Here is a 19,007-nt window from a genome sequence, read left to right as displayed (position 1 = left end):
CAGTTTTTATACGAGGCGAGGCGCGAGATGCGAAGTTTAGTGGGCTAAATGAGCCATCGAGTAACGCTGCATCGTATAAAAACTGGCCCGGCCCTGCGGGTTGTGCGAGAAATAACCCCCGCTGTCGTTGCAGGACTTGCCAAGGGAATAACCATTGCCTGCGTCCTGCGCCTAACCGGGAGTTATTTCTCGCGACAACGCGGCTTGCGCCGAAACTGCAACAGACCCTAGCCTTTCGGCCTCGCCACGATCAGCCAGTCATCGCCCACCGCGCGGATATCGCTGATGCGCAGCTCCGGCGCATCGGCCATGCGCTGCAACGGCCAGTCGAGCAATGGGCGAGCAGCGGAGCCAAGGAACTTGGCGGCCATGAATATCTGGTACTCATCGACCAAACCGGCACGAGCGAAGGCGCCGGCCAGACTCGGGCCGGCTTCCACCAGCACTTCGCTGGCGCCACGCGACGCAAGTTCACGCAGCAAACGCGGCAGATCGACATGGCCACCGTCACCAGGGAGTGCCAGCACCTCATGACCGGCCTGTTGTCGCTCGCCGTCGCCCACTGCGTTGGCGACAACCAGGGCCGGCCCCACCTGGAAAAACGCCGCCGACAGCGGCACCCGCAAACGGCCATCGACCAGCACCCGCAGCGGCGCGCGCTCAGTCGCCAATGCCGTGGTCTCGGCATCCAGCCCCAACTCATCGGCACGCACGGTCAGTCGAGCCTGATCCGTCAGCAGCGTATCGGCTCCGGTGATGATCACGCTGGATTGCGCACGCAGGCGCTGCACCGCCGAACGCGCCGCCGGGCCGGTGATCCACTGGCTCTCGCCACTGGCCATGGCCGTGCGCCCATCCAGGCTCATCGCCAATTTGACTCGCACGAACGGCAGGCCGTGCTCCATGCGCTTGATGAAACCGGGATTGATCGCCCGCGCCTCCGCCTCCAGCACGCCACTGGTCACGGCAATGCCGGCCTCGCTCAGGCGCTTGAGACCATTGCCGGCCACTTGCGGATTGGGGTCCTGCATCGCCGCGACAACCCGGGCAACCCCAGCGTTCACCAACGCATCGGCGCACGGCGGCGTGCGGCCGTGATGGCTGCACGGTTCGAGGGTGACGTAGGCCGTCGCGCCACGCGCCTGGTCGCCCGCCTGGCGTAGCGCATGCACCTCGGCATGGGGCTCGCCGGCGCGTACGTGCCATCCCTCGCCGACCACCTCGCCCGCACGCACGATGACGCAACCGACGCGCGGATTGGGATGGGTCGAGTACAGCCCCTTGCGCGCCAATTCGAGGGCGCGGGCCATGTAGTGCTGGTCGGTCTGGTTCATGCCTTGCCCGGCTCGCGGGACAGACGCTCGATTTCCTCGCGGAACTCGTTGAGGTCCTGGAAGCGACGATAGACCGAGGCGAAGCGGATATAGGCGACCTCGTCGAGTTTTTGCAGCTCCAGCATCACCAGTTCGCCGAGCACCAGCGACTTGATCTCGCGCTCGCCGGTGGCGCGCAGCTTGCTCTTGATATGGGCGATGGCCTCTTCCAGGCGCTCGATGCCTACCGGACGTTTCTCCAGCGCGCGCTGCATGCCGGCGCGCAGCTTTTCCTCATCGAACGGCTGGCGGCTGCCGTCCTGCTTGATCAGACGCGGCATCACCAGTTCGGCAGTCTCGAAGGTGGTGAAACGCTCGCCACAGGCCAGGCATTCGCGCCGACGGCGAACCTGCCCGCCCTCGGCGACCAGGCGCGAGTCGATGACCTTGGTGTCGTTGGCGGCACAGAACGGACAGTGCATGAGGAAATGGCTCACGAAGAAAGGGGCTCATGGTAGCGCATGGAAATACAGCGGCAAGTGCAACGTATGGCATGAACATGCATCGGTTTTCTTTGCATCTGCCTGGCGCTGCTGGGAAACTTCCAGCCCCTGTCTCCGCTATCCGGTAAGTCCCATGTCCCTGCGACTCATCGCCCTGTCCAGCCTGCTCGTCCTGCTTAGCGCCTGCGCCAGCACCGAAGAACCGCAACCCAAACCCGCCGAGCCGGTCAAGTCGATCAAGCTTCCCGAATCCTCGCCCACCGCGTTCTTCCATGAATTGCAGGGCAAGCTGCTCGGCGTGCCCGCCAAGGCCGAAGTGGAGCTGGCGCTGCTGCAAGTGGACGAGCGCGGCCGACCGCAAAAACTGATCGCCAGTGTGATCCTGAATGGCACCGGCACACCGCTGCCGTTCCGCCTGGGTTTCAATCCAAAGTCCTTTGCCCAGGGCCAGCGTGTGGAGTTGCGCGGCCGTGCCAGCCAGTCCGGGCAATTGATCCTGCATCTGCCGGCGCGGACGATCCAGAGTGCCGACTCACAATCCCTGGGTGAGCTGCAGTTCGTTCCGGCGCCATGAACCACTTGCAGGACGCCCTGCAAGCCTTGCTTGGCGATGCACGCCTGGTCGCCGAGCCCCTGCCCGGCACCGATCTGCGTTTATGGCTGATCGATGCGGCCAACATGGACCGCTGCTTCAGCCCGGAAGAAACCCGCCTGATTCTCGAAGAGCCGCCCTACTGGTGCTTCTGCTGGGCCAGCGGCCTGGTGCTGGCGCGCTGGCTGGCGCAAAACCCAGAGCGGGTGCGTGGCAAGCGCGTGCTGGATTTCGGTGCCGGCTCCGGTGTTGCCGCCATCGCCGCCGCCAGAGCGGGCGCCGCCGAAGTGGTCGCCTGTGATCTCGACCTGCTGGCCCTGGAAGCCTGCCGGGCCAATGCCGAGCTGAACGGCGTGACACTCGGTTATTCCAACGACTTCTTCGCCGAGGCTGATCGCTTCGACCTGATCATCGTCGCCGACGTGCTCTACGACCGCGCCAACCTGCCACTGCTCGACCAATTCCTCAGTCGTGGCCACGCTGCCCTGGTCGCCGACTCCCGCGTGCGCGACTTCCAGCACCCGCTGTACCAGCGCATCGGCCAGTTCGACGCCTGCACCTGGCCGGATCTGGCCGAACCGGCGGAGTTTCGCCGCGTCAGCCTCTATCACGCCCAACGCCAGCGCTCTTGAAGACAACTCGCTACGCCCGCATCTATAGTGACTCCCTTTTTCGCCCCGATCCCGCGAGACGACCATGAGCGATTCCCCGTACATCTTCGACATTTCCGGCACCGCCAGCTTCGAGCAACTGGTGATCGAGAACTCCTTCCACAAACCGGTGCTGGTGGACTTCTGGGCCGAGTGGTGCGCACCGTGCAAGGCGCTGATGCCGCTGCTGGCGAAGATCACCGAGGAGTTCCGTGGCGAACTGCTGCTGGCCAAGGTCAACTGTGACATCGAGCAGGACATCGTCATGCGCTTCGGCATCCGCAGCCTGCCGACCGTGGTGCTGTTCAAGGATGGCCAGCCGGTCGATGGCTTCGCTGGCGCGCAACCGGAGTCGGCGATCCGCGAAATGCTCAAGCCTCACGTCGCCGAGCCGGCGCCGGAAGCGGCCGATCCGCTGGAAGCCGCCCAGGCACTGTTCGCCGAAGGCCGCATCGGCGATGCCGAGAGCCTGCTCAAGCAAGTGCTGAGCGAGAACAACGAAAACGCCGCCGCGCTGATTCTCTATGCGCGCTGCCTGGCCGAACGCGGCGAACTGGGCGAAGCCGACGTGGTGCTGGGCGCGGTCAAGGGCGACGAACACAAGCAGGCCCTGGCCGGCGCCAAGGCGCAACTGACCTTCCTGCGCCAGGCCGCCGACCTGCCGGACAGCGCCGAGCTGAAATCGCGCCTGGCACAGAACGCCGAAGACGACGAGGCGCAGTACCAGCTCGCCATCCAGCAACTGGCGCGCCAGCAATACGAAGCGGCCCTGGATGGCCTGCTCAAGTTGTTCGTGCGCAATCGCGGCTACGCCGAGGGCCTGGCGCACAAGACCCTGCTGCAAGTGTTCGACCTGCTCGGCAACGACCACCCGCTGGTGACCCTGTATCGCCGCAGGCTGTACCAGGCGATTTATTGATAGGGGCTGACCGGGACGCTCAGACCACCGGGACACGCAGTCAACGCGAGGCTTGTCCACCAGGCCAGGCCTCAGATAAGCACGCGGGTTCAGTGCGGTCGATGGCCTGCGCGCTTATCCCACCCACCGATAAATCGGCGCATGCGCACCGCTCTCCAGCTTCACCAGCGGACTGTGGCGCAGCCGGACCAGCAGCCGTTTGCCGGCCCCCTCACCGCCAGCCAGTGCCGCCAACTCGGCCAGCAGGCGCGGACCTTCGATCTCTCCGGCGTTCTGCAACAACGTCAGGGCGGTTTCCCACAAGCCATCCTGGACCGGACGCGCGACTGCGGCTGCAGCAGGATTCGGCCCCGCTGCGGCGAGAGTCCCGGCCGGCAGATGCGCCGCCAATTGCTTCCAGTCTTGCGCATCCATCTCGATGGTCAGGTCCACCGGCCAGTCGCCGACCCGCCCTTTGATTCGCAGCATCTCGCACCCCTCTTCATTCGTGGGCGCATGCTGCCATGCCATCAACCGTACGCCAAACAGCTCTGGCACTGGACGGCAATTTCTTGTTATAACATAACCATCAAAATCCCTCCCGGAGTCCACCTCATGCGTCGCATCCTGCTTGCCCTGCCTTTTGCCCTTTTGCCGCTGGCCGCCGCCCAGGCGCACGAGCATGATCACGAGGAACATGGCAGCCTCGGCAAGCACGAGCATGGCGTGGCCTCGCTCAACGTCGCTCTCGATGGCCGCACGCTGGAAATCGAACTGCAAAGCCCGGCAATGAACATCGTCGGCTTCGAACACGCCGCGACCAGCGATGCCGACAAGGCCAGCGCGGCCGCCGCCAAGGCGCGCCTGCAAAAACCACTGGAGCTGTTCGCACTCTCCGCAGCGGCCTGCACCATCCAGGAAAACCAGGTGAAGAGCCCGCTGTTCGGCGACAAGGCCGAAGCGCATGAGCACGAGCACGCCGACGAACACGAACATGCCCATGAGCATGCCGATGTCGATGCCGACTACGCCTTCACCTGCGACAAGGCGGACGCCCTGAAGACCCTGGACCTGAGCGCCTTCTTCCTGCAATTCCCGGCGACCGAGAAGATCAACGTGCAGTTGATCGGCCCAAGCGGCCAGAAAGGCGCGCAACTGACCAAGACAGAACCGCGCCTGGCGTTCTGAGTCTCCGTTTCAATGCGATGGCCGGCATGGACGCGCCGGACCGTCGCCTCGGTTTCCCCGTAGCCGGCTAACTGCCCTATCCTGTCCTCCTTTCGCGCATCACGGCCCGCCATGTCCACTCCATTGATCGAACTCACCGACCTCGGCTTCGCCTGGCCCGGCCAGGCCGAGTTGCTGGATATTCCTGCCTTCACCCTCAATCGTGGCGAAAGCGTGTTCCTCAAAGGTCCCAGCGGCAGCGGCAAGACCACGCTGCTTGGCCTGCTCGGCGGCGTACAGAAGCCCGGCCGTGGCCAACTGCGCCTGCTCGGTAGCGACTTGGCGCAATTGTCCGCCGGTGCCCGCGACCGCTTTCGTGTCGACCACACCGGCTACATCTTCCAACAGTTCAACCTGCTGCCGTTTCTCTCGGTGCAGGACAACGTCGAGCTGCCCTGCCGTTTCTCGAAAAGCCGTCGCCAGCGCGCCGAACAACGTTACGGCGATGTGGCCAAGGCCGCGCGTCACCTGCTCAGCCACCTTGGCCTGAAGGACGAACTGTTCGCGCGCCGCGCCGACTCGCTGTCCATCGGTCAGCAGCAACGGGTCGCCGCCGCTCGCGCGCTGATCGGCCAACCCGAGCTGGTGATCGCCGACGAACCGACCTCGGCGCTGGACGCCGACGCCCGCGAAGCCTTCCTGCAACTGCTGTTCGCCGAGTGCCGCGAAGTGGGCGCCAGCCTGCTGTTCGTCAGCCATGACCAGAGCCTGGCACCGCTGTTCGACCGCAGCCTGTCGCTGGCCGAGCTGAACCGCGCCAGCCACGCCCCGGAGGCCTGACATGCACCTGATCCGCATCGCCCTGGCCAGCCTGGGCAACCGTCGTTTCACCGCCTTCCTCACCGTGTTCGCCATCGCCCTGTCGGTGTGCCTGTTGCTGGCCGTGGAGCGCGTGCGTACCGAAGCCCGCGCCAGCTTCGCCAGCACCATCAGCGGCACCGACCTGATCGTCGGCGCCCGTTCCGGCAGCGTGAACCTGTTGCTGTACTCGGTGTTCCGCATCGGCGACGCCACCAACAACATCCGCTGGGACAGCTTCGAGAAACTCGCCGAGCACCCGCAGGTGAAATGGGCGATCCCGATTTCCCTCGGCGACTCGCATCGCGGCTACCGGGTGATGGGTACCGACACCGGTTACTTCGAGCATTACCACTACGGTCGCGGGCAAAGCCTGGCACTGGCCGAGGGCAAGCCATTCGACGACCTGTTCGACGTGGTGCTCGGCGCCGAAGTCGCCGAGGCCCTGCACTACAAGCTCGGCGACCATATCGTGCTGGCCCATGGCACCGGCACCATCAGCCTGGTCAACCATGCCGACAAACCCTTCGTGGTCACCGGCATCCTCGCTCGCACCGGCACACCGGTGGATCGCACCCTGCACATATCCCTGGAAGGCATGGAGGCGTTGCACGTCGACTGGAAGAACGGCGCGCCGGCCCGTGGCGCCGGCAAGGTCTCGGCCGAACAGGCGCGCGAAATGCACCTGCAGCCGACCGCCATCACCGCCATGCTGCTGGGTCTGAAAAGCAAGGTGGCGACCTTCGCCGTACAGCGCGAGGTCAACGAATACCGTGGCGAGCCGCTGCTGGCGATCCTGCCCGGCGTGGCCCTGCAGGAACTGTGGAGCCTGATGGGCACGGCGGAGAAAGCGCTGTTCGTGGTTTCGCTGTTCGTGGTGATCACCGGGCTGATCGGCATGCTCACGGCGATCCTCACCAGCCTCAACGAACGCCGCCGGGAAATGGCGATCCTGCGCTCGGTGGGCGCACGGCCTTGGCATATCGCCAGCCTGCTGATCCTCGAAGCCTTCGCCATGGCCGTGGCCGGTGCGGTGGTCGGTGTCGGCCTGCTGTACCTGGGCATCGCCGCCAGCCAGGGCTACGTGCAGAGCAGCTATGGCCTGTACCTGCCGCTGAACTGGCCGACGGCCTATGAGTGGACGCTGCTTGGCGCTATCCTTGGCGCCGCGCTGTTGATGGGCTGCGTGCCCGCCTGGCGCGCCTATCGGCAGTCATTGGCCGACGGCCTGTCCATCCGCCTGTGAGGTAAGCCCGATGTCCCGCGTCCTGTTCGCGCTGCTGTTGTTGTGTGCTTCCCCGCTGTGGGCGGCCGAGCCGCGCGACCTGACCTGGAGCGAGCTGATCCCGCCGGACGCGCCGCCCCAGGAAGTGGACATGACGCCACTGCACGACATGTCGCAGTTGGCCGACGCCCTCGCCGCCGAGAACGCACCAGCCGCCAGGCAGCAATTGCCCGCCGCGCCGGTGGTCAAGGCGCTCGATGGGCAACAGGTGAAGCTGCCGGGCTATATCGTGCCGCTCGACGTGACCGAGGAAGGTCGCGTCGTCGAATTTCTCTTCGTACCCTACTTTGGCGCCTGCATCCATGTCCCGCCGCCCGCCTCGAACCAGATCGTCCACGTCACCACCGAGCTGGGCGTGCAGATGGATGCGTTGTACCAGCCGTTCTGGATCGAGGGCGCGATGCAGGTGAAATCAAGCAACAGCGAACTGGCCACCGCCGGCTACCAGATGGAAGCCCAGAAGATCTACCCGTACGAAGGTTAACCGCCCCAGCCATTGAGCTGAGTCAAAAAAACCTTCAAGTGCCTGTTCGACAATTCGTTCATCACACGAACTCACAACGATCGGAGCAAATCAATGAAGAAGTCCTTGCTGACTGCCGCCCTGTTTGCCGTTGCAGCAGCCGCACCACTGGCTCACGCCCACCAGGCCGGCGACATCCTCGTCCGTGCCGGTGCCATCACCGTCGACCCTCATGAAAACAGCAGCGACGTATCGGTCGCCGGCCTGGGCGGCAAGGTCGCCGGCACCAAGGCAACCCTGGATAGCGACACCCAGTTGGGCCTGAACTTCGCCTACATGGTCACCGACCATGTCGGTATCGAACTGCTGGCGGCCACACCGTTCAGCCACGACGTCGGCGTGAAGGGCTTTGGCTCGCCCATCGATGGCAAGCTCGGCAGCCTCAAGCAACTGCCGCCGACCCTGAGCGTGGTCTACTACCCACTGGATCCCAAGTCCGCCCTGCAACCTTATGTCGGCGCGGGCATCAACTACACCTGGTTCTACGACACCAAGCTCAGCAGCGCCGCCGAAGCCAACGGCTTCAGCGGCCTGGACCTCAAGGATTCGTGGGGCCTGGCAGCCCAGGTGGGCCTGGACTACATGCTGACCGACAACCTGCTGGTCAACGCCCAATTGCGCTACATCGACATCGACACCACCGGCACCACCCAGCTCAATGGCGCAGGCAAGGTCAAGGTCGACGTGGATGTCGATCCATGGGTGTACATGGTCGGCATCGGCTACAAGTTCTAAGCCTCGAGACAACGCCTCAGCCAAGCAAAAGCCCCGCGATCATCGCGGGGCTTTTGCTTTTACTGCTGGGTTGCCACTGCCATCAGCGCCCCATCAGTTGCGCCAGGCCCTTTTCCAGCGGTGTGGCCTGTGCGAGGTCGAAGCGTTCGCGCAACAGGTCGTTGTTGGCTCGCGAATGACGGATATCGCCAGCTCGCGCGCTGCCATGGCTGACCTCCGGCAATTCGCCGAGCACCCCCTTGATCGCCGCCAGCAACTGGTTGAGGCTGATCGACTGGTTGTGCCCCACGTTCACCGCGCCAGCCAGCACCTGTTCCTTGCGTAGGCCTTGCACCAACAGCGGCACAAGGTCGGCGACGAAGAAGAAGTCGCGGGTCTGCTCGCCATCGCCGAAGACAGTGATCGGCCGCCCGTCCTGGGCGCGCTGGGTGAAGATGCTGATGACCCCGGAGTAAGGCGATGACGGGTCCTGGCGCGGCCCGAAGATGTTGAAGAAGCGGAAGATCGCCGCTTCCAGGCCATGTTCACGGCGATAGAAGTCGAGGTAGTGCTCGCTGGACAGCTTGTCCGACGCATAGGGCGTCAGCGGTGCCTTGGCGGTGTCCTCGCCGACGGCCACGCCCTCGCCATTGTTACCGTAGACCGCCGCGCTGGAGGCGAACACCACGCGCTTCACGCCGGCCTCACGCATCGCTTCGCAGACATTCAGGGTGCCGACGAAATTACTCTGGTGGGTGGCCACAGGATCGTCCACCGACGCCTGCACCGAGGCCACCGCCGCCAGATGCGCGACGGCCTGGCAGCCAGCGACGGCGCGCTTGACCAATTCAGCGTCGGCGACGTCACCCTCGATCAGCTCCAGGCGCGGGTTATCCAGCGCCAGGTTTTCGCGCTTGCCAGTGGACAGGTTGTCCAGCACGCGTACGCGATAACCCGCCGCGAGCAAGGCATCGCTCAGGTGCGAACCGATGAAACCGGCTCCACCGGTGATCAGGATTGGAGAGTCGGACATGTCATCCTCATGTACGTCGGTAATAACGGTCCAGCAACACCGCGAGCCCGGAACGCCAGGCGCGCGGCTTGATGCCGAAAGTGTGCAGAATCTTCTTGCAGGCGAGCACCGCGTGCTGCGGTTCTTCAGCGGCATCCGCCAAGGCGGCGTGGGCCTGGGGCAAGACGTCCTGGAGCGCCAGCGCTCTCAGCCCACGCGCCTCGCCGAGCAAGGCCTGCCCCAGCGCCAGCGGCGTGGTCGCCTCATGGCCGCCATAGTGATAGGTGCCCCACAGCGGGCTCTGGCAATCGAGCTGCTTGATCACCGCGATGATCACCCGCGCGGCATCGTCGACCAGGGTCGGATTGCCGCGACGGTCATCGGCCAGGAACAGTTCCTGATCCTGTTCGGCATGGCGCAGGAAACGCCCGAGTACGCCATCGGGACTGTCGTCCAGCAACCAGCCGAAACGCAGCAGTACATGACGTGGCGCGGTGGCCCGCACACATTGCTCGATACGTAGCAGGGCCTGGCCGCGCTGGCTCAAGGGTATCGGATCGTCTTTCTCGCTGTAGGCGGTAGCCCGTGAGCCATCGAACACCCGATAGCTGGAAGGCTGGACCAGCATGATGTCGTGGTGCTGACACAGCTCGGCGAGTCGTTCGACAGCCCGCTCCTGCTGGTCGAAACGTGCGTCATCGACACTCGACGCCTGGAACCAGTCGAAGTAATAGGCGAGGTTGATCACCGCGTCAGGGCGGGTTTCATCGAGTAGCAGAGTCAGTTCGGGCACGTTCCAGCCGCCCTCTGGCGGGCGTGGCGCGAGGAAACCGATATCGTCTTCGGCCCCAAGGCGGATCAGCGCCTGCCCCAAGGCATTGCCGCCGCCCAGCAGCATCAGGCGCATGCGCATGGTGGTTCGGGTAACTCCAGTGGAAATTCGAAGGCTGCCCACACGGCAGCCGCAATGGCCCGTATTCTGCTGGTTTTGCCGAGTGCCGTCACCCTGCAATCGTTGAACATTCGGCTTGCACCGCCTCATCCAGGCCATCGAACTCCCGCTGGGCCCGGCCGATCTCGGCGATGTTCGACTCGACCCAGTGGTCCAGGGCGCGGATGGGATCGCTCAGGGAATAGCCCAAGGCCGTCAACGAGTATTCCACCCGCGGCGGTACCTCGGGATAGGCCTGGCGCGCGACCAGGCCAAAGCGCTCCAGACGGCGCAGGGTCTGGATCAGCATCTTTTCGGAAATACCGTCGACACGGCGTCACAACTCAGCGGTGCGCAGGGTACCGCCATGGGCCAGGGCATGGATGAGCAGCAGCGACCATTTGTCGGCAATCACCGCCAGCACATGGCGCGCCGGGCACACGCCGCTGAATACGTTGCCGGGGCGATAGCCACTGTCGACACTCATGGAAAGACACCTCGAGACTTACCAAAAGGTAGGTACTTGCCTGAAAGGCAGCGAAGAGTAAGCTCTTTCTCGCTTTCCCACCAGACAAGGACTCCACGCATGAAGCTGTATTACAAAGCCGGTGCCTGCTCGCTCTCCCCGCACATCGCCCTGCTCGAAGCAGGCCTTTCCTTCGAGCTGGAAGCGGTCGACCTGCAGACCAAGCGCACCGCTTCGGGCGCCGACTTCACCGCGATCAACAGCAAGGGCTATGTGCCTGCCCTGGCATTGGACAACGGCAAGGTGCTGACCGAAGGCGCTGCGATCGTCCAGTACATCGCCGACCTCAAGCCGCAAAGCGGCCTGGCCCCGGCCAACGGCAGCGAGGCGCGCTACGAGTTGCAAAGCTTGCTGGGCTTCATTTCCTCCGAGCTGCACAAACCAATCGGCAGCCTCTTCAATCCAGCCCAGAGCGAGGATTGGAAAGCAGCCGCCAAAGCCCTGATCGGCAAGCGCCTCGATTGGCTGGCCGCGCAACTCGGCAACAACGAATACCTGCTGGAAAACCGCTTCAGCGTGGCCGACGGCTATTTGTTCACCGTCCTCGGCTGGACCGATCACGTCGGTTTCTCCCTCGACCAATGGCCAACCCTGCAGGCCTACCGCAGCCGCATTGGCGCCCGCCCCAAGGTCGTCGAAGCGCTCAAGGCCGAAGGCCTGATCTGAAATCGGCGGGCAGCGCCATGCGGCCCGTTCGCTTACGCCATAAAGAAAAACCCCGAAGCCAGGGCTTCGGGGTTTCGAGGTATCGCAACAGGGACGAATCAGAACGGAATATCGTCGTCGAAGCTGTCGTAGTCCGGCGCCGGCTGCTGGGCGGCTGGCTGGGGAGCCGGGCGCTGTTGCGGTGCGGACTGTTGCGGAGCCGGGCGCGACTGCTGCTGGCGCGGCGCGTATTCGCCGCCACCTTCGTTGTTGCCACCACGGCCGCCGAGCAGTTGCAGGGTGCCGTTCATGTCGACCACGATCTCGGTGGTGTAGCGCTTGACGCCGTCCTTTTCCCACTCGCGGGTCTGCAGGCGTCCTTCGATGTAGCACTGACCGCCCTTGCGCAGGTATTCGCCGGCGATTTCCGCCAGCTTGCCGAAGAACACGATGCGGTGCCATTCGGTACGGTCCTGCTGCTGGCCGGTCTGCTTGTCCTTCCAGCTATCGGTGGTGGCGAGGGTGATGTTGGTCACCGCGTTGCCATTGGGCAGATAACGGGTTTCCGGGTCGCCGCCGACGTTGCCGATCAGAATGACTTTGTTAACCCCACGGGCCATTTCGTTCTCCTAAGCTGAATGCGTCTCCGCGGCCTCTTCGAGCACCTGCTCGAGCAACACGCGGTCCAATTGTTGGGTATCCACTTTGATGTACAGCGCGGCCTCTTCCGCGACCACTACCGCGTCGCTGACGCCTGGTACGGTCAGGAGGCGCGCCACGAGCGTGTCGTCCGCCAAAGCACGAGAGCCGAGCGGCCGACGCAGACTGGTCACATAAGGCGGCTCGCGCATAGTACCAGCTGCAGCCAGCCAGAAAAGAGCAAGCAACGCACATCCGATGAACACACCGTTCAGGCCGCCGTGCTGATACAACCAGCCGCCAAGCATGCCCCCCAGCGCCGCACCGAGGAACTGGCTGGTGGAGTAGACCCCCATGGCCGTGCCCTTGCCGCCAGCGGGCGAAACCTTGCTCACCAGCGACGGCAGCGAGGCTTCGAGCAGATTGAATGCGGTGAAGAACAGCACGATGCCGATCATCAGCGGATAGAAACCATGGCCGAACAGCCAGAAGTACAGCTCGCAGATCAGCAACACCGCGACCGCGCCGCTGAGCACACGCTTCATCCGCCGCATCTTCTCGCCATAGATGATGAACGGCACCATACCGAAGAAACCCAGCAGCAAGGCACTGAGATAGACCCACCAGTGCTCTTCCTTGGGCAGCCCACCCTGCTCCACCAGTGCCAGCGGCAGGGCGATGAAGCTGGCCATGAGGATCGCATGCAAGGCGAAGATACCGATGTTCAGGCGCAGCAGTTCGACATTGCGCAAGGTCGGCCCAAGCGCCTGGCGGGCGACACCGGACTCGCGGTGCTGCAGGGTGCGCGACGCGCGCGGCACCAGGCTGGCGATGATGACGATGCCGAGCAGCGCCATGCCGGCGGTGACCCAGAACAGGCCGGACAGGCCGTAGGCACGGGTCAACAGCGGCCCGACGACCATAGCCACGGCGAACGACAGACCGATACTCATGCCGATCAGGGCCATGGCCTTGGTCCGGTGCTGCTCGCGGGTCAGATCGGAGAGCAGTGCCATGACGGCCGCCGAGATCGCCCCCGCGCCTTGCACTATGCGTCCTGCTATCACCCCCCAGATCGAGTCGGCATTCGCGGCCAGTACCGCGCCAGCGGCGAAGATCACCAGACCGAGATAGATCACCGGCAGGCGACCGATGCGGTCGGAAATAACGCCGAAAGGAATCTGCAGCAATGCCTGGGTCAGGCCATAGGCACCAATGGCCAGGCCGATCAGTGCCGGCGTGGCGCCTGCCAGGTCCATGCCGTAGGTGGCCAGGACCGGCAGAACCATGAACATGCCCAGCATACGGAAGGCAAAAACGAGTGCCAGGCCACCCGCCGCGCGGGTTTCGCCGGCGCTCATGCGCTCGCCGTGGGAATCGTGCATCGTCAGGACCGAAGGTAACTAAAACCGGCGGCGATTCTAGCAGTCGAAACCACCACGGCACAGCAGCGGCGCTTTGCCGCATCACTGCCGCGAGCCGTATACTCGACCGTTTCCCGCCCGCCACGCGAGGCCGTTTTGGACAAGATCCTGATCCGGGGTGCGCGCACCCACAACCTGAAAAACATCGACCTCACCCTGCCCCGCGACAAATTGATCGTGATCACCGGTCTTTCCGGCTCGGGCAAGTCGTCGCTGGCGTTCGACACGCTCTACGCGGAAGGCCAGCGCCGCTACGTGGAATCGCTGTCGGCCTACGCCCGGCAATTCCTGTCGATGATGGAAAAGCCCGATGTCGATACCATCGAAGGCCTGTCGCCGGCGATCTCCATCGAGCAGAAGTCGACCTCGCACAACCCGCGCTCGACGGTCGGCACCATCACCGAGATCTACGACTACCTGCGCCTGCTCTACGCCCGCGTCGGCATTCCGCGCTGCCCCGACCATGACTTGCCGCTGGAGGCGCAGACCGTCAGCCAGATGGTCGACCAGGTACTGGCCTTGCCGGAAGGCAGCAGGCTGATGCTGCTGGCGCCGGTGATCCGCGAACGCAAGGGCGAGCATCTGTCGGTGTTCGAAGAGTTGCGCGCCCAGGGTTTCGTCCGCGCCCGGGTCAACGGCAAGCTCTTTGAGCTGGACGAGTTGCCCAAGCTGGACAAACAGAAGAAGCACAGCATCGATGTGGTGGTCGACCGCTTCAAGGTGCGCGCCGATCTGCAACAGCGCCTGGCCGAATCGTTCGAGACCGCGCTGAAGCTGGCCGACGGCCTGGCCCTGGTGGCGCCGATGGACGATCAGGAAGGCGAGGAGATCATCTTCTCCGCGCGCTTCGCCTGCCCGGTCTGCGGCCATTCGATCAGCGAGCTGGAGCCCAAGCTGTTCTCCTTCAACAACCCGGCCGGCGCCTGCCCGACCTGCGACGGCCTGGGCGTCAAGCAGTTCTTCGACACCCGTCGCCTGGTCAATGCCGAGCTGACCCTGGCCGAGGGTGCGATTCGCGGCTGGGACCGGCGCAACGTCTACTACTTCCAGATGCTCGGCTCGCTCGCCGCGCATTATGGCTTCGATCTGGAGGCGCCCTTCGGCGAGCTGTCCAAGGAGCACCAGCAGGTACTGCTCAATGGCAGCGGCAAACAGAACGTCGAGTTCCGCTACCTCAACGACCGTGGCGACATCGTCAAACGTGCCCATCCGTTCGAAGGCATCCTGCCGAACCTGGAGCGGCGTTATCGCGAGACCGAATCGCAGACCGTACGCGAAGAGTTGGCCAAATTCCTTGCCACCCAGCCCTGCCCCGACTGCATGGGCACACGCCTGCGTCGTGAGGCGCGGCATGTATGGGTTGGCGAGAAGACCCTGCCGGCAGTGACCGGCCTGCCCGTAGGCGATGCCACCGACTACTTCACCAACCTGACCTTGACCGGCCGACGTGGCGAGATCGCCGCGAAGATTCTCAAGGAAATCCGTGAGCGCCTGCAGTTCCTGGTCAATGTCGGCCTCGACTACCTGACCCTGGACCGTAGCGCCGACACCCTCTCGGGCGGTGAGGCCCAGCGCATTCGTCTGGCCAGCCAGATCGGCGCCGGCCTGGTCGGCGTCATGTACATCCTCGACGAGCCGTCCATCGGCCTGCACCAGCGCGACAACGAACGCCTGCTCGGCACCCTCACCCACCTGCGCAACCTCGGTAATACGGTGATCGTGGTCGAGCACGATGAGGACGCGATTCGCCTCGCCGACTACGTGGTCGACATCGGCCCCGGCGCCGGTGTGCATGGCGGTCAGATCGTCGCCGAGGGCACGCCGGACGAAGTCATGGCCAACCCCGATTCGCTGACCGGCAAGTACCTGTCTGGTCGCGAGAAGATCCGTTATCCGGAAAAACGCACCCCGCGTGACAAGAAGAAGCTGCTCAAGCTCAAGGGCGCGCGCGGCAACAACCTACAGAACGTCAACCTGGAAATCCCGGTCGGCCTGCTCACCTGCATCACTGGCGTGTCCGGTTCCGGCAAGTCGACGCTGATCAACAATACCTTGTTCCCGATCACCGCCACCGCGCTCAATGGGGCGACCACCCTGGAAGTCTCGCCTTACGATTCGTTCGACGGCCTGCAGCACCTGGACAAGGTGGTCGATATCGACCAGAGCCCGATCGGCCGCACGCCACGCTCCAACCCGGCGACCTATACCGGCCTGTTCACGCCGATCCGCGAACTGTTCGCCGGCGTGCCCGAGTCCCGCTCACGCGGCTACGGGCCGGGGCGCTTCTCGTTCAACGTCAAGGGCGGGCGCTGCGAGGCCTGCCAGGGCGACGGTATGATCAAGGTCGAGATGCACTTCCTGCCGGACATCTACGTGCCGTGCGACGTGTGCAAAGGCCAGCGCTACAACCGCGAAACCCTGGAAGTAAAGTACAAGGGCAAGAGCATCACCGACGTGCTAGGCATGACCATCGAAGATGCCCGCGAGTTCTTCGATGCCGTGCCGGCACTGGCGCGCAAGCTGCAGACGCTGATAGACGTTGGGCTGGCCTATATCAAGCTCGGCCAGAGCGCGACCACCCTCTCCGGCGGCGAGGCACAACGGGTCAAGCTGTCCCGTGAACTTTCCAAGCGCGACACCGGCAAGACCCTGTACATCCTCGATGAGCCGACCACAGGCCTGCACTTCGCCGACATCCAGCAACTGCTCGACGTCTTGCATCGCCTACGCGACCACGGCAACACCGTGGTGGTGATCGAGCACAACCTGGATGTGATCAAGACCGCCGACTGGCTCGTCGACCTCGGCCCCGAGGGCGGCTCCAAGGGCGGGCAGATCATTGCCACCGGCACGCCGGAAGATGTCGCGGCAGAGAAGAAGTCCCACACCGGGCACTTCCTCAAACCGCTGCTGGAGCGCGATCGCAAATGAAACGACAAGGCCCCCGCATCTGCGGGGGCCTTGTTCATTGCAGGGTGTTTATTTCAGATCGAAGCGGTCCAGGTTCATCACCTTGGTCCAGGCCGCGACGAAGTCCTTGACCAGCTTCACCTTGCCATCGGCGCTGGCATAGACCTCGGCGTAGGCACGCAGCACCGAGTTGGAACCGAACACCAGGTCGACACGAGTAGCCGTATACTTCTTGATACCCGTTCTGCGGTCGATACCATCGAACTTGTCGCCATTGGGCTTCCACTCGTAGGTCATGTCGAGCAGATTGACGAAGAAGTCATTCGACAGCGCCCCCACCTCGTCAGTGAACACGCCATCATGGCCACCATCCCAATTGGCACCCAGCACGCGCAGGCCACCAACGAGTGCGGTCATCTGCGGTGCGCTCAGGGTCAGTTGTTGAGCCTTGTCGATCAGCAGCACCTCGTCGCTGACCGCGACGCCACTGGCCTTCCAGTTACGGAAACCGTCAGCGAGCCCCTTGAGATACTCGACGCTCGGTACATCCGTCTGCGCTTGCGAAGCATCGACACGACCAGCAGCAAAAGGCACATCGACGGTAAAACCGGCAGCCTTGATGCCCTGTTCGACGCCCAGGTTGCCAGCCAGGACGATCAGGTCAGCCAAGGAAAGCCTGGTCGCAGGCTGGATGGCTTCGAGCCTAGCTAACGCATTGACAGCAATCTGATTGACCTCCCAGCCACGCTGGGGCTGCAAGGCCAGGCGCGCACCATTGGCACCGCCACGCTTGTCGCCACCGCGGAATGTGACAGCCGAAGCCCAACCCAGGGATACCAGTTCGGCAGTGCCGAGTCCCAGCGCCTCGATCCTGGCCTTGGCATCGGCAATTTCAAAGGCGCTTGGCAGCGCGCCGGCAGCGGGAAGCGGGTCCTGCCAAATCAGGTCTTCATGCGGAACCTCTGGGCCAATGTAGCGTGCTTTCGGCCCCATATCGCGGTGGGTCAGCTTGAACCAGGCACGAGCAAACGCATCGTTGAAAGCCTGCGGATCATTGAGGAACCTACGCGAAATCCTTTCAAAATCCGGGTCGAAGCGCAAAGTCAGATCCGTGGTGAGCATGGTCGGTTTGCGTTTCTTCGACGGGTCGAAGGGATCGGGCATGATCTCGGGAGCATCCGTGGCCTCCCACTGAATCGCACCGGCAGGCGAGCGCGTCTGTACCCATTCGTACTTGAACAGGTTCTCGAAGAAGTAGTTGCTCCATTGCGTCGGTGTCTGAGTCCAGATCACCTCGATACCGGAAGTGATCGCATCCTTGCCTTTACCGCTGCCATGCCCACTGATCCAGCCCAGGCCCATCTGCTCGATCGGAGCGCCTTCAGGATCGGGGCCGATCGTGTCACCCAGCACCGCACCATGGGTCTTGCCCAGGGTATGACCACCGGCAATCAGCGCTACGATCTCCTCGTCATCCATTGCCATATTGCCAAACGTGGCTCGAATGAAAGGCGCAGCCGAGAGGGGGTCACCGCTAGCCTCAGGGCCTTCGGGGTTGACGTAAATCAGGCCCATTTCCGTGGCGGAAAGCGGACTATCCTTGAGTGCCTCGGATTGACGGTGCTTCAGCCACTCCTTTTCAGTCCCCCAGTTGACGTCGTTATCCGGCTCCCAGCTATCGACACGACCTGCTGCGAAGCCAAAAGTACGGAAACCGGATGCTTCCAATGCAATATTGCCAGCAAGAACGAAAAGGTCGGCCCAACTGATCTTCTGACCGTACTTCTGCTTGACCGGCCACAGCAAACGGCGGCTCTTATCCAGATTGGCGTTGTCCGGCCAGGAACCCAGAGGCGCGAAACGGTGTTGACCTCGACCTGCACCACCACGGCCGTCAACCAGACGATAGGTGCCGGCAGCATGCCAGGCCATCCGAATGAAAAGACCGCCGTAACTTCCCCAGTCCGCAGGCCACCACTCCTGAGAGTCCGTCATGACCTTGCGGATATCAGTCTTGAGCTCAGCGTAATCGATCTTCTTGAACTCTGCGGCGTAGTTGAAGCCATCGTCCAGCGGGTTGGATCGCTCGGAATGCTGATTCAGCAAATCGACACGTAATTGATTCGGCCACCAGTCCAAATTGGTCGTGCCCACACCAGCAGGGTGAAACGGACACTTACTTTGATTCGTCATGCCTTTCTCCTTCTCCTCATCAAGTCGGTCCTATTCACTACGGCCGACAATGAGACAAGACTAGACAGGCTTGGACGCAGCAACCAATGCATTGAAAGCAACGCATCGATAGAAATTATCTTTCAAAGTAACGCCATGAAAACGCAGGATCGGGTAGGAGGCGGGGTCGCCCCCGCCGTCCTCCCACACCACCGTACGTACGGTTCCGTATACGGCGGTTCAGG

At 63.5% G+C, this 19,007-nt stretch carries 19 protein-coding genes and 1 pseudogene; 10 read left to right on the top strand and 10 right to left on the bottom strand.

The annotated features are described in order from the left end of the window. Positions 1 to 227: 227 nt before the first annotated feature. Both ribD and nrdR read right to left on the bottom strand, forming a co-directional pair. Positions 228 to 1,334 (bottom strand): bifunctional diaminohydroxyphosphoribosylaminopyrimidine deaminase/5-amino-6-(5-phosphoribosylamino)uracil reductase RibD, encoded by a 1,107-nt coding sequence (gene ribD, locus ACSZPK_RS15855; protein WP_437882439.1) that lies wholly within the window; start codon positions 1,332 to 1,334, stop codon positions 228 to 230. Next, entirely contained in the window at positions 1,331 to 1,795 is a 465-nt protein-coding gene (gene nrdR / locus ACSZPK_RS15850) for a transcriptional regulator NrdR (protein WP_437882862.1), read from the bottom strand. Before nrdR ends, ribD begins: the two co-directional genes overlap by 4 nt. Before the next feature lie 154 nt (positions 1,796 to 1,949). Between nrdR and ACSZPK_RS15845 the strand changes: the two genes are divergently transcribed. The 3 genes from ACSZPK_RS15845 to trxA all read left to right on the top strand — a co-directional run bounded on the left by ACSZPK_RS15845 (position 1,950) and on the right by trxA (position 3,977). Continuing rightward, positions 1,950 to 2,390, top strand: a complete 441-nt coding sequence (locus ACSZPK_RS15845; RefSeq protein WP_437882438.1) for a YbaY family lipoprotein — start codon at positions 1,950 to 1,952, stop codon at positions 2,388 to 2,390. Further along, positions 2,387 to 3,040 carry a class I SAM-dependent methyltransferase gene (locus tag ACSZPK_RS15840; RefSeq protein WP_437882437.1) on the top strand — a complete coding sequence of 218 codons (654 nt, stop codon included), beginning with the start codon at positions 2,387 to 2,389 and terminating at the stop codon, positions 3,038 to 3,040. Before ACSZPK_RS15845 ends, ACSZPK_RS15840 begins: the two co-directional genes overlap by 4 nt. A 64-nt stretch (positions 3,041 to 3,104) precedes the next feature. Beyond that, positions 3,105 to 3,977, top strand: coding sequence for a thioredoxin (gene trxA / locus ACSZPK_RS15835; protein ID WP_437882436.1), 873 nt, complete (start codon positions 3,105 to 3,107; stop codon positions 3,975 to 3,977). A 114-nt stretch (positions 3,978 to 4,091) separates the two neighbouring features. Here the strand turns inward: trxA and ACSZPK_RS15830 are convergent, their stop codons facing one another. Continuing rightward, entirely contained in the window at positions 4,092 to 4,445 is a 354-nt protein-coding gene (locus ACSZPK_RS15830) for a hypothetical protein (RefSeq protein WP_437882435.1), read from the bottom strand. A 126-nt stretch (positions 4,446 to 4,571) separates the two neighbouring features. Here ACSZPK_RS15830 and ACSZPK_RS15825 point away from each other — a divergent pair, with 126 nt between their 5' ends. From ACSZPK_RS15825 to ACSZPK_RS15805, 5 genes and pseudogenes are all read left to right on the top strand, one after another. Beyond that, positions 4,572 to 5,144 (top strand): DUF2796 domain-containing protein, encoded by a 573-nt coding sequence (locus ACSZPK_RS15825; protein WP_437882434.1) that lies wholly within the window; start codon positions 4,572 to 4,574, stop codon positions 5,142 to 5,144. A gap of 111 nt (positions 5,145 to 5,255) precedes the next feature. After that, positions 5,256 to 5,974, top strand: a pseudogene (locus tag ACSZPK_RS15820) (ABC transporter ATP-binding protein). Next, positions 5,965 to 7,227 carry an ABC transporter permease gene (locus tag ACSZPK_RS15815; RefSeq protein ID WP_437882433.1) on the top strand — a complete coding sequence of 421 codons (1,263 nt, stop codon included), beginning with the start codon at positions 5,965 to 5,967 and terminating at the stop codon, positions 7,225 to 7,227. Before ACSZPK_RS15820 ends, ACSZPK_RS15815 begins: the two are co-directional and overlap by 10 nt. A gap of 10 nt (positions 7,228 to 7,237) precedes the next feature. Continuing rightward, positions 7,238 to 7,750: a DUF3299 domain-containing protein gene (locus tag ACSZPK_RS15810; RefSeq protein WP_437882432.1), complete on the top strand. Its 513-nt coding sequence runs from the start codon at positions 7,238 to 7,240 to the stop codon at positions 7,748 to 7,750. A gap of 93 nt (positions 7,751 to 7,843) precedes the next feature. Continuing rightward, positions 7,844 to 8,524, top strand: a complete 681-nt coding sequence (locus ACSZPK_RS15805) for an OmpW/AlkL family protein (RefSeq protein ID WP_437882431.1) — start codon at positions 7,844 to 7,846, stop codon at positions 8,522 to 8,524. An 82-nt stretch (positions 8,525 to 8,606) separates the two neighbouring features. On the opposite strand, the gene ACSZPK_RS15800 is transcribed toward ACSZPK_RS15805, so the two are convergent. The 4 genes from ACSZPK_RS15800 to ACSZPK_RS15785 form a co-directional block, all read right to left on the bottom strand. Beyond that, positions 8,607 to 9,536 (bottom strand): NAD-dependent epimerase/dehydratase family protein, encoded by a 930-nt coding sequence (locus tag ACSZPK_RS15800; RefSeq protein ID WP_437882430.1) that lies wholly within the window; start codon positions 9,534 to 9,536, stop codon positions 8,607 to 8,609. A 7-nt stretch (positions 9,537 to 9,543) separates the two neighbouring features. Further along, positions 9,544 to 10,428, bottom strand: coding sequence for a sugar nucleotide-binding protein (locus ACSZPK_RS15795; protein WP_437882429.1), 885 nt, complete (start codon positions 10,426 to 10,428; stop codon positions 9,544 to 9,546). 88 nt (positions 10,429 to 10,516) lie between these two features. After that, entirely contained in the window at positions 10,517 to 10,768 is a 252-nt protein-coding gene (locus ACSZPK_RS15790; protein ID WP_437882860.1) for a winged helix-turn-helix transcriptional regulator, read from the bottom strand. Positions 10,769 to 10,783: 15 nt separating this feature from the next. Next, a complete protein-coding gene (locus ACSZPK_RS15785; protein ID WP_437882428.1) occupies positions 10,784 to 10,933 on the bottom strand; it encodes a winged helix-turn-helix transcriptional regulator in 150 nt (49 codons plus the stop codon). 99 nt (positions 10,934 to 11,032) lie between these two features. Here ACSZPK_RS15785 and gstA point away from each other — a divergent pair, with 99 nt between their 5' ends. Continuing rightward, positions 11,033 to 11,638, top strand: a complete 606-nt coding sequence (gene gstA, locus ACSZPK_RS15780; RefSeq protein ID WP_437882427.1) for a glutathione transferase GstA — start codon at positions 11,033 to 11,035, stop codon at positions 11,636 to 11,638. Positions 11,639 to 11,736: 98 nt separating this feature from the next. Here gstA and ACSZPK_RS15775 read toward each other — a convergent pair whose 3' ends face one another. Together ACSZPK_RS15775 and ACSZPK_RS15770 are read right to left on the bottom strand one after the other, a co-directional pair. Further along, the gene (locus ACSZPK_RS15775; RefSeq protein WP_437882426.1) at positions 11,737 to 12,237 is read right to left on the bottom strand and encodes a single-stranded DNA-binding protein; all 501 of its coding nucleotides are present in this window, start codon (positions 12,235 to 12,237) and stop codon (positions 11,737 to 11,739) included. A gap of 9 nt (positions 12,238 to 12,246) precedes the next feature. After that, a complete protein-coding gene (locus ACSZPK_RS15770) occupies positions 12,247 to 13,641 on the bottom strand; it encodes an MFS transporter (protein ID WP_437882425.1) in 1,395 nt (464 codons plus the stop codon). A 135-nt stretch (positions 13,642 to 13,776) separates the two neighbouring features. Here ACSZPK_RS15770 and uvrA point away from each other — a divergent pair, with 135 nt between their 5' ends. Continuing rightward, positions 13,777 to 16,611, top strand: coding sequence for an excinuclease ABC subunit UvrA (uvrA, locus tag ACSZPK_RS15765; RefSeq protein ID WP_437882424.1), 2,835 nt, complete (start codon positions 13,777 to 13,779; stop codon positions 16,609 to 16,611). A 48-nt stretch (positions 16,612 to 16,659) separates the two neighbouring features. On the opposite strand, the gene katG is transcribed toward uvrA, so the two are convergent. Beyond that, positions 16,660 to 18,783: a catalase/peroxidase HPI gene (katG, locus tag ACSZPK_RS15760; RefSeq protein WP_437882423.1), complete on the bottom strand. Its 2,124-nt coding sequence runs from the start codon at positions 18,781 to 18,783 to the stop codon at positions 16,660 to 16,662. Positions 18,784 to 19,007: the final 224 nt, after the last annotated feature.

It is taken from the genome of Pseudomonas sp. LRF_L74, from assembly GCF_965644255.1.
GTDB lineage: Bacteria > Pseudomonadota > Gammaproteobacteria > Pseudomonadales > Pseudomonadaceae > Aquipseudomonas.
Note: the sequence above shows the minus strand (reverse complement) of the source record. Positions and strands in the feature narration are given on the sequence as shown.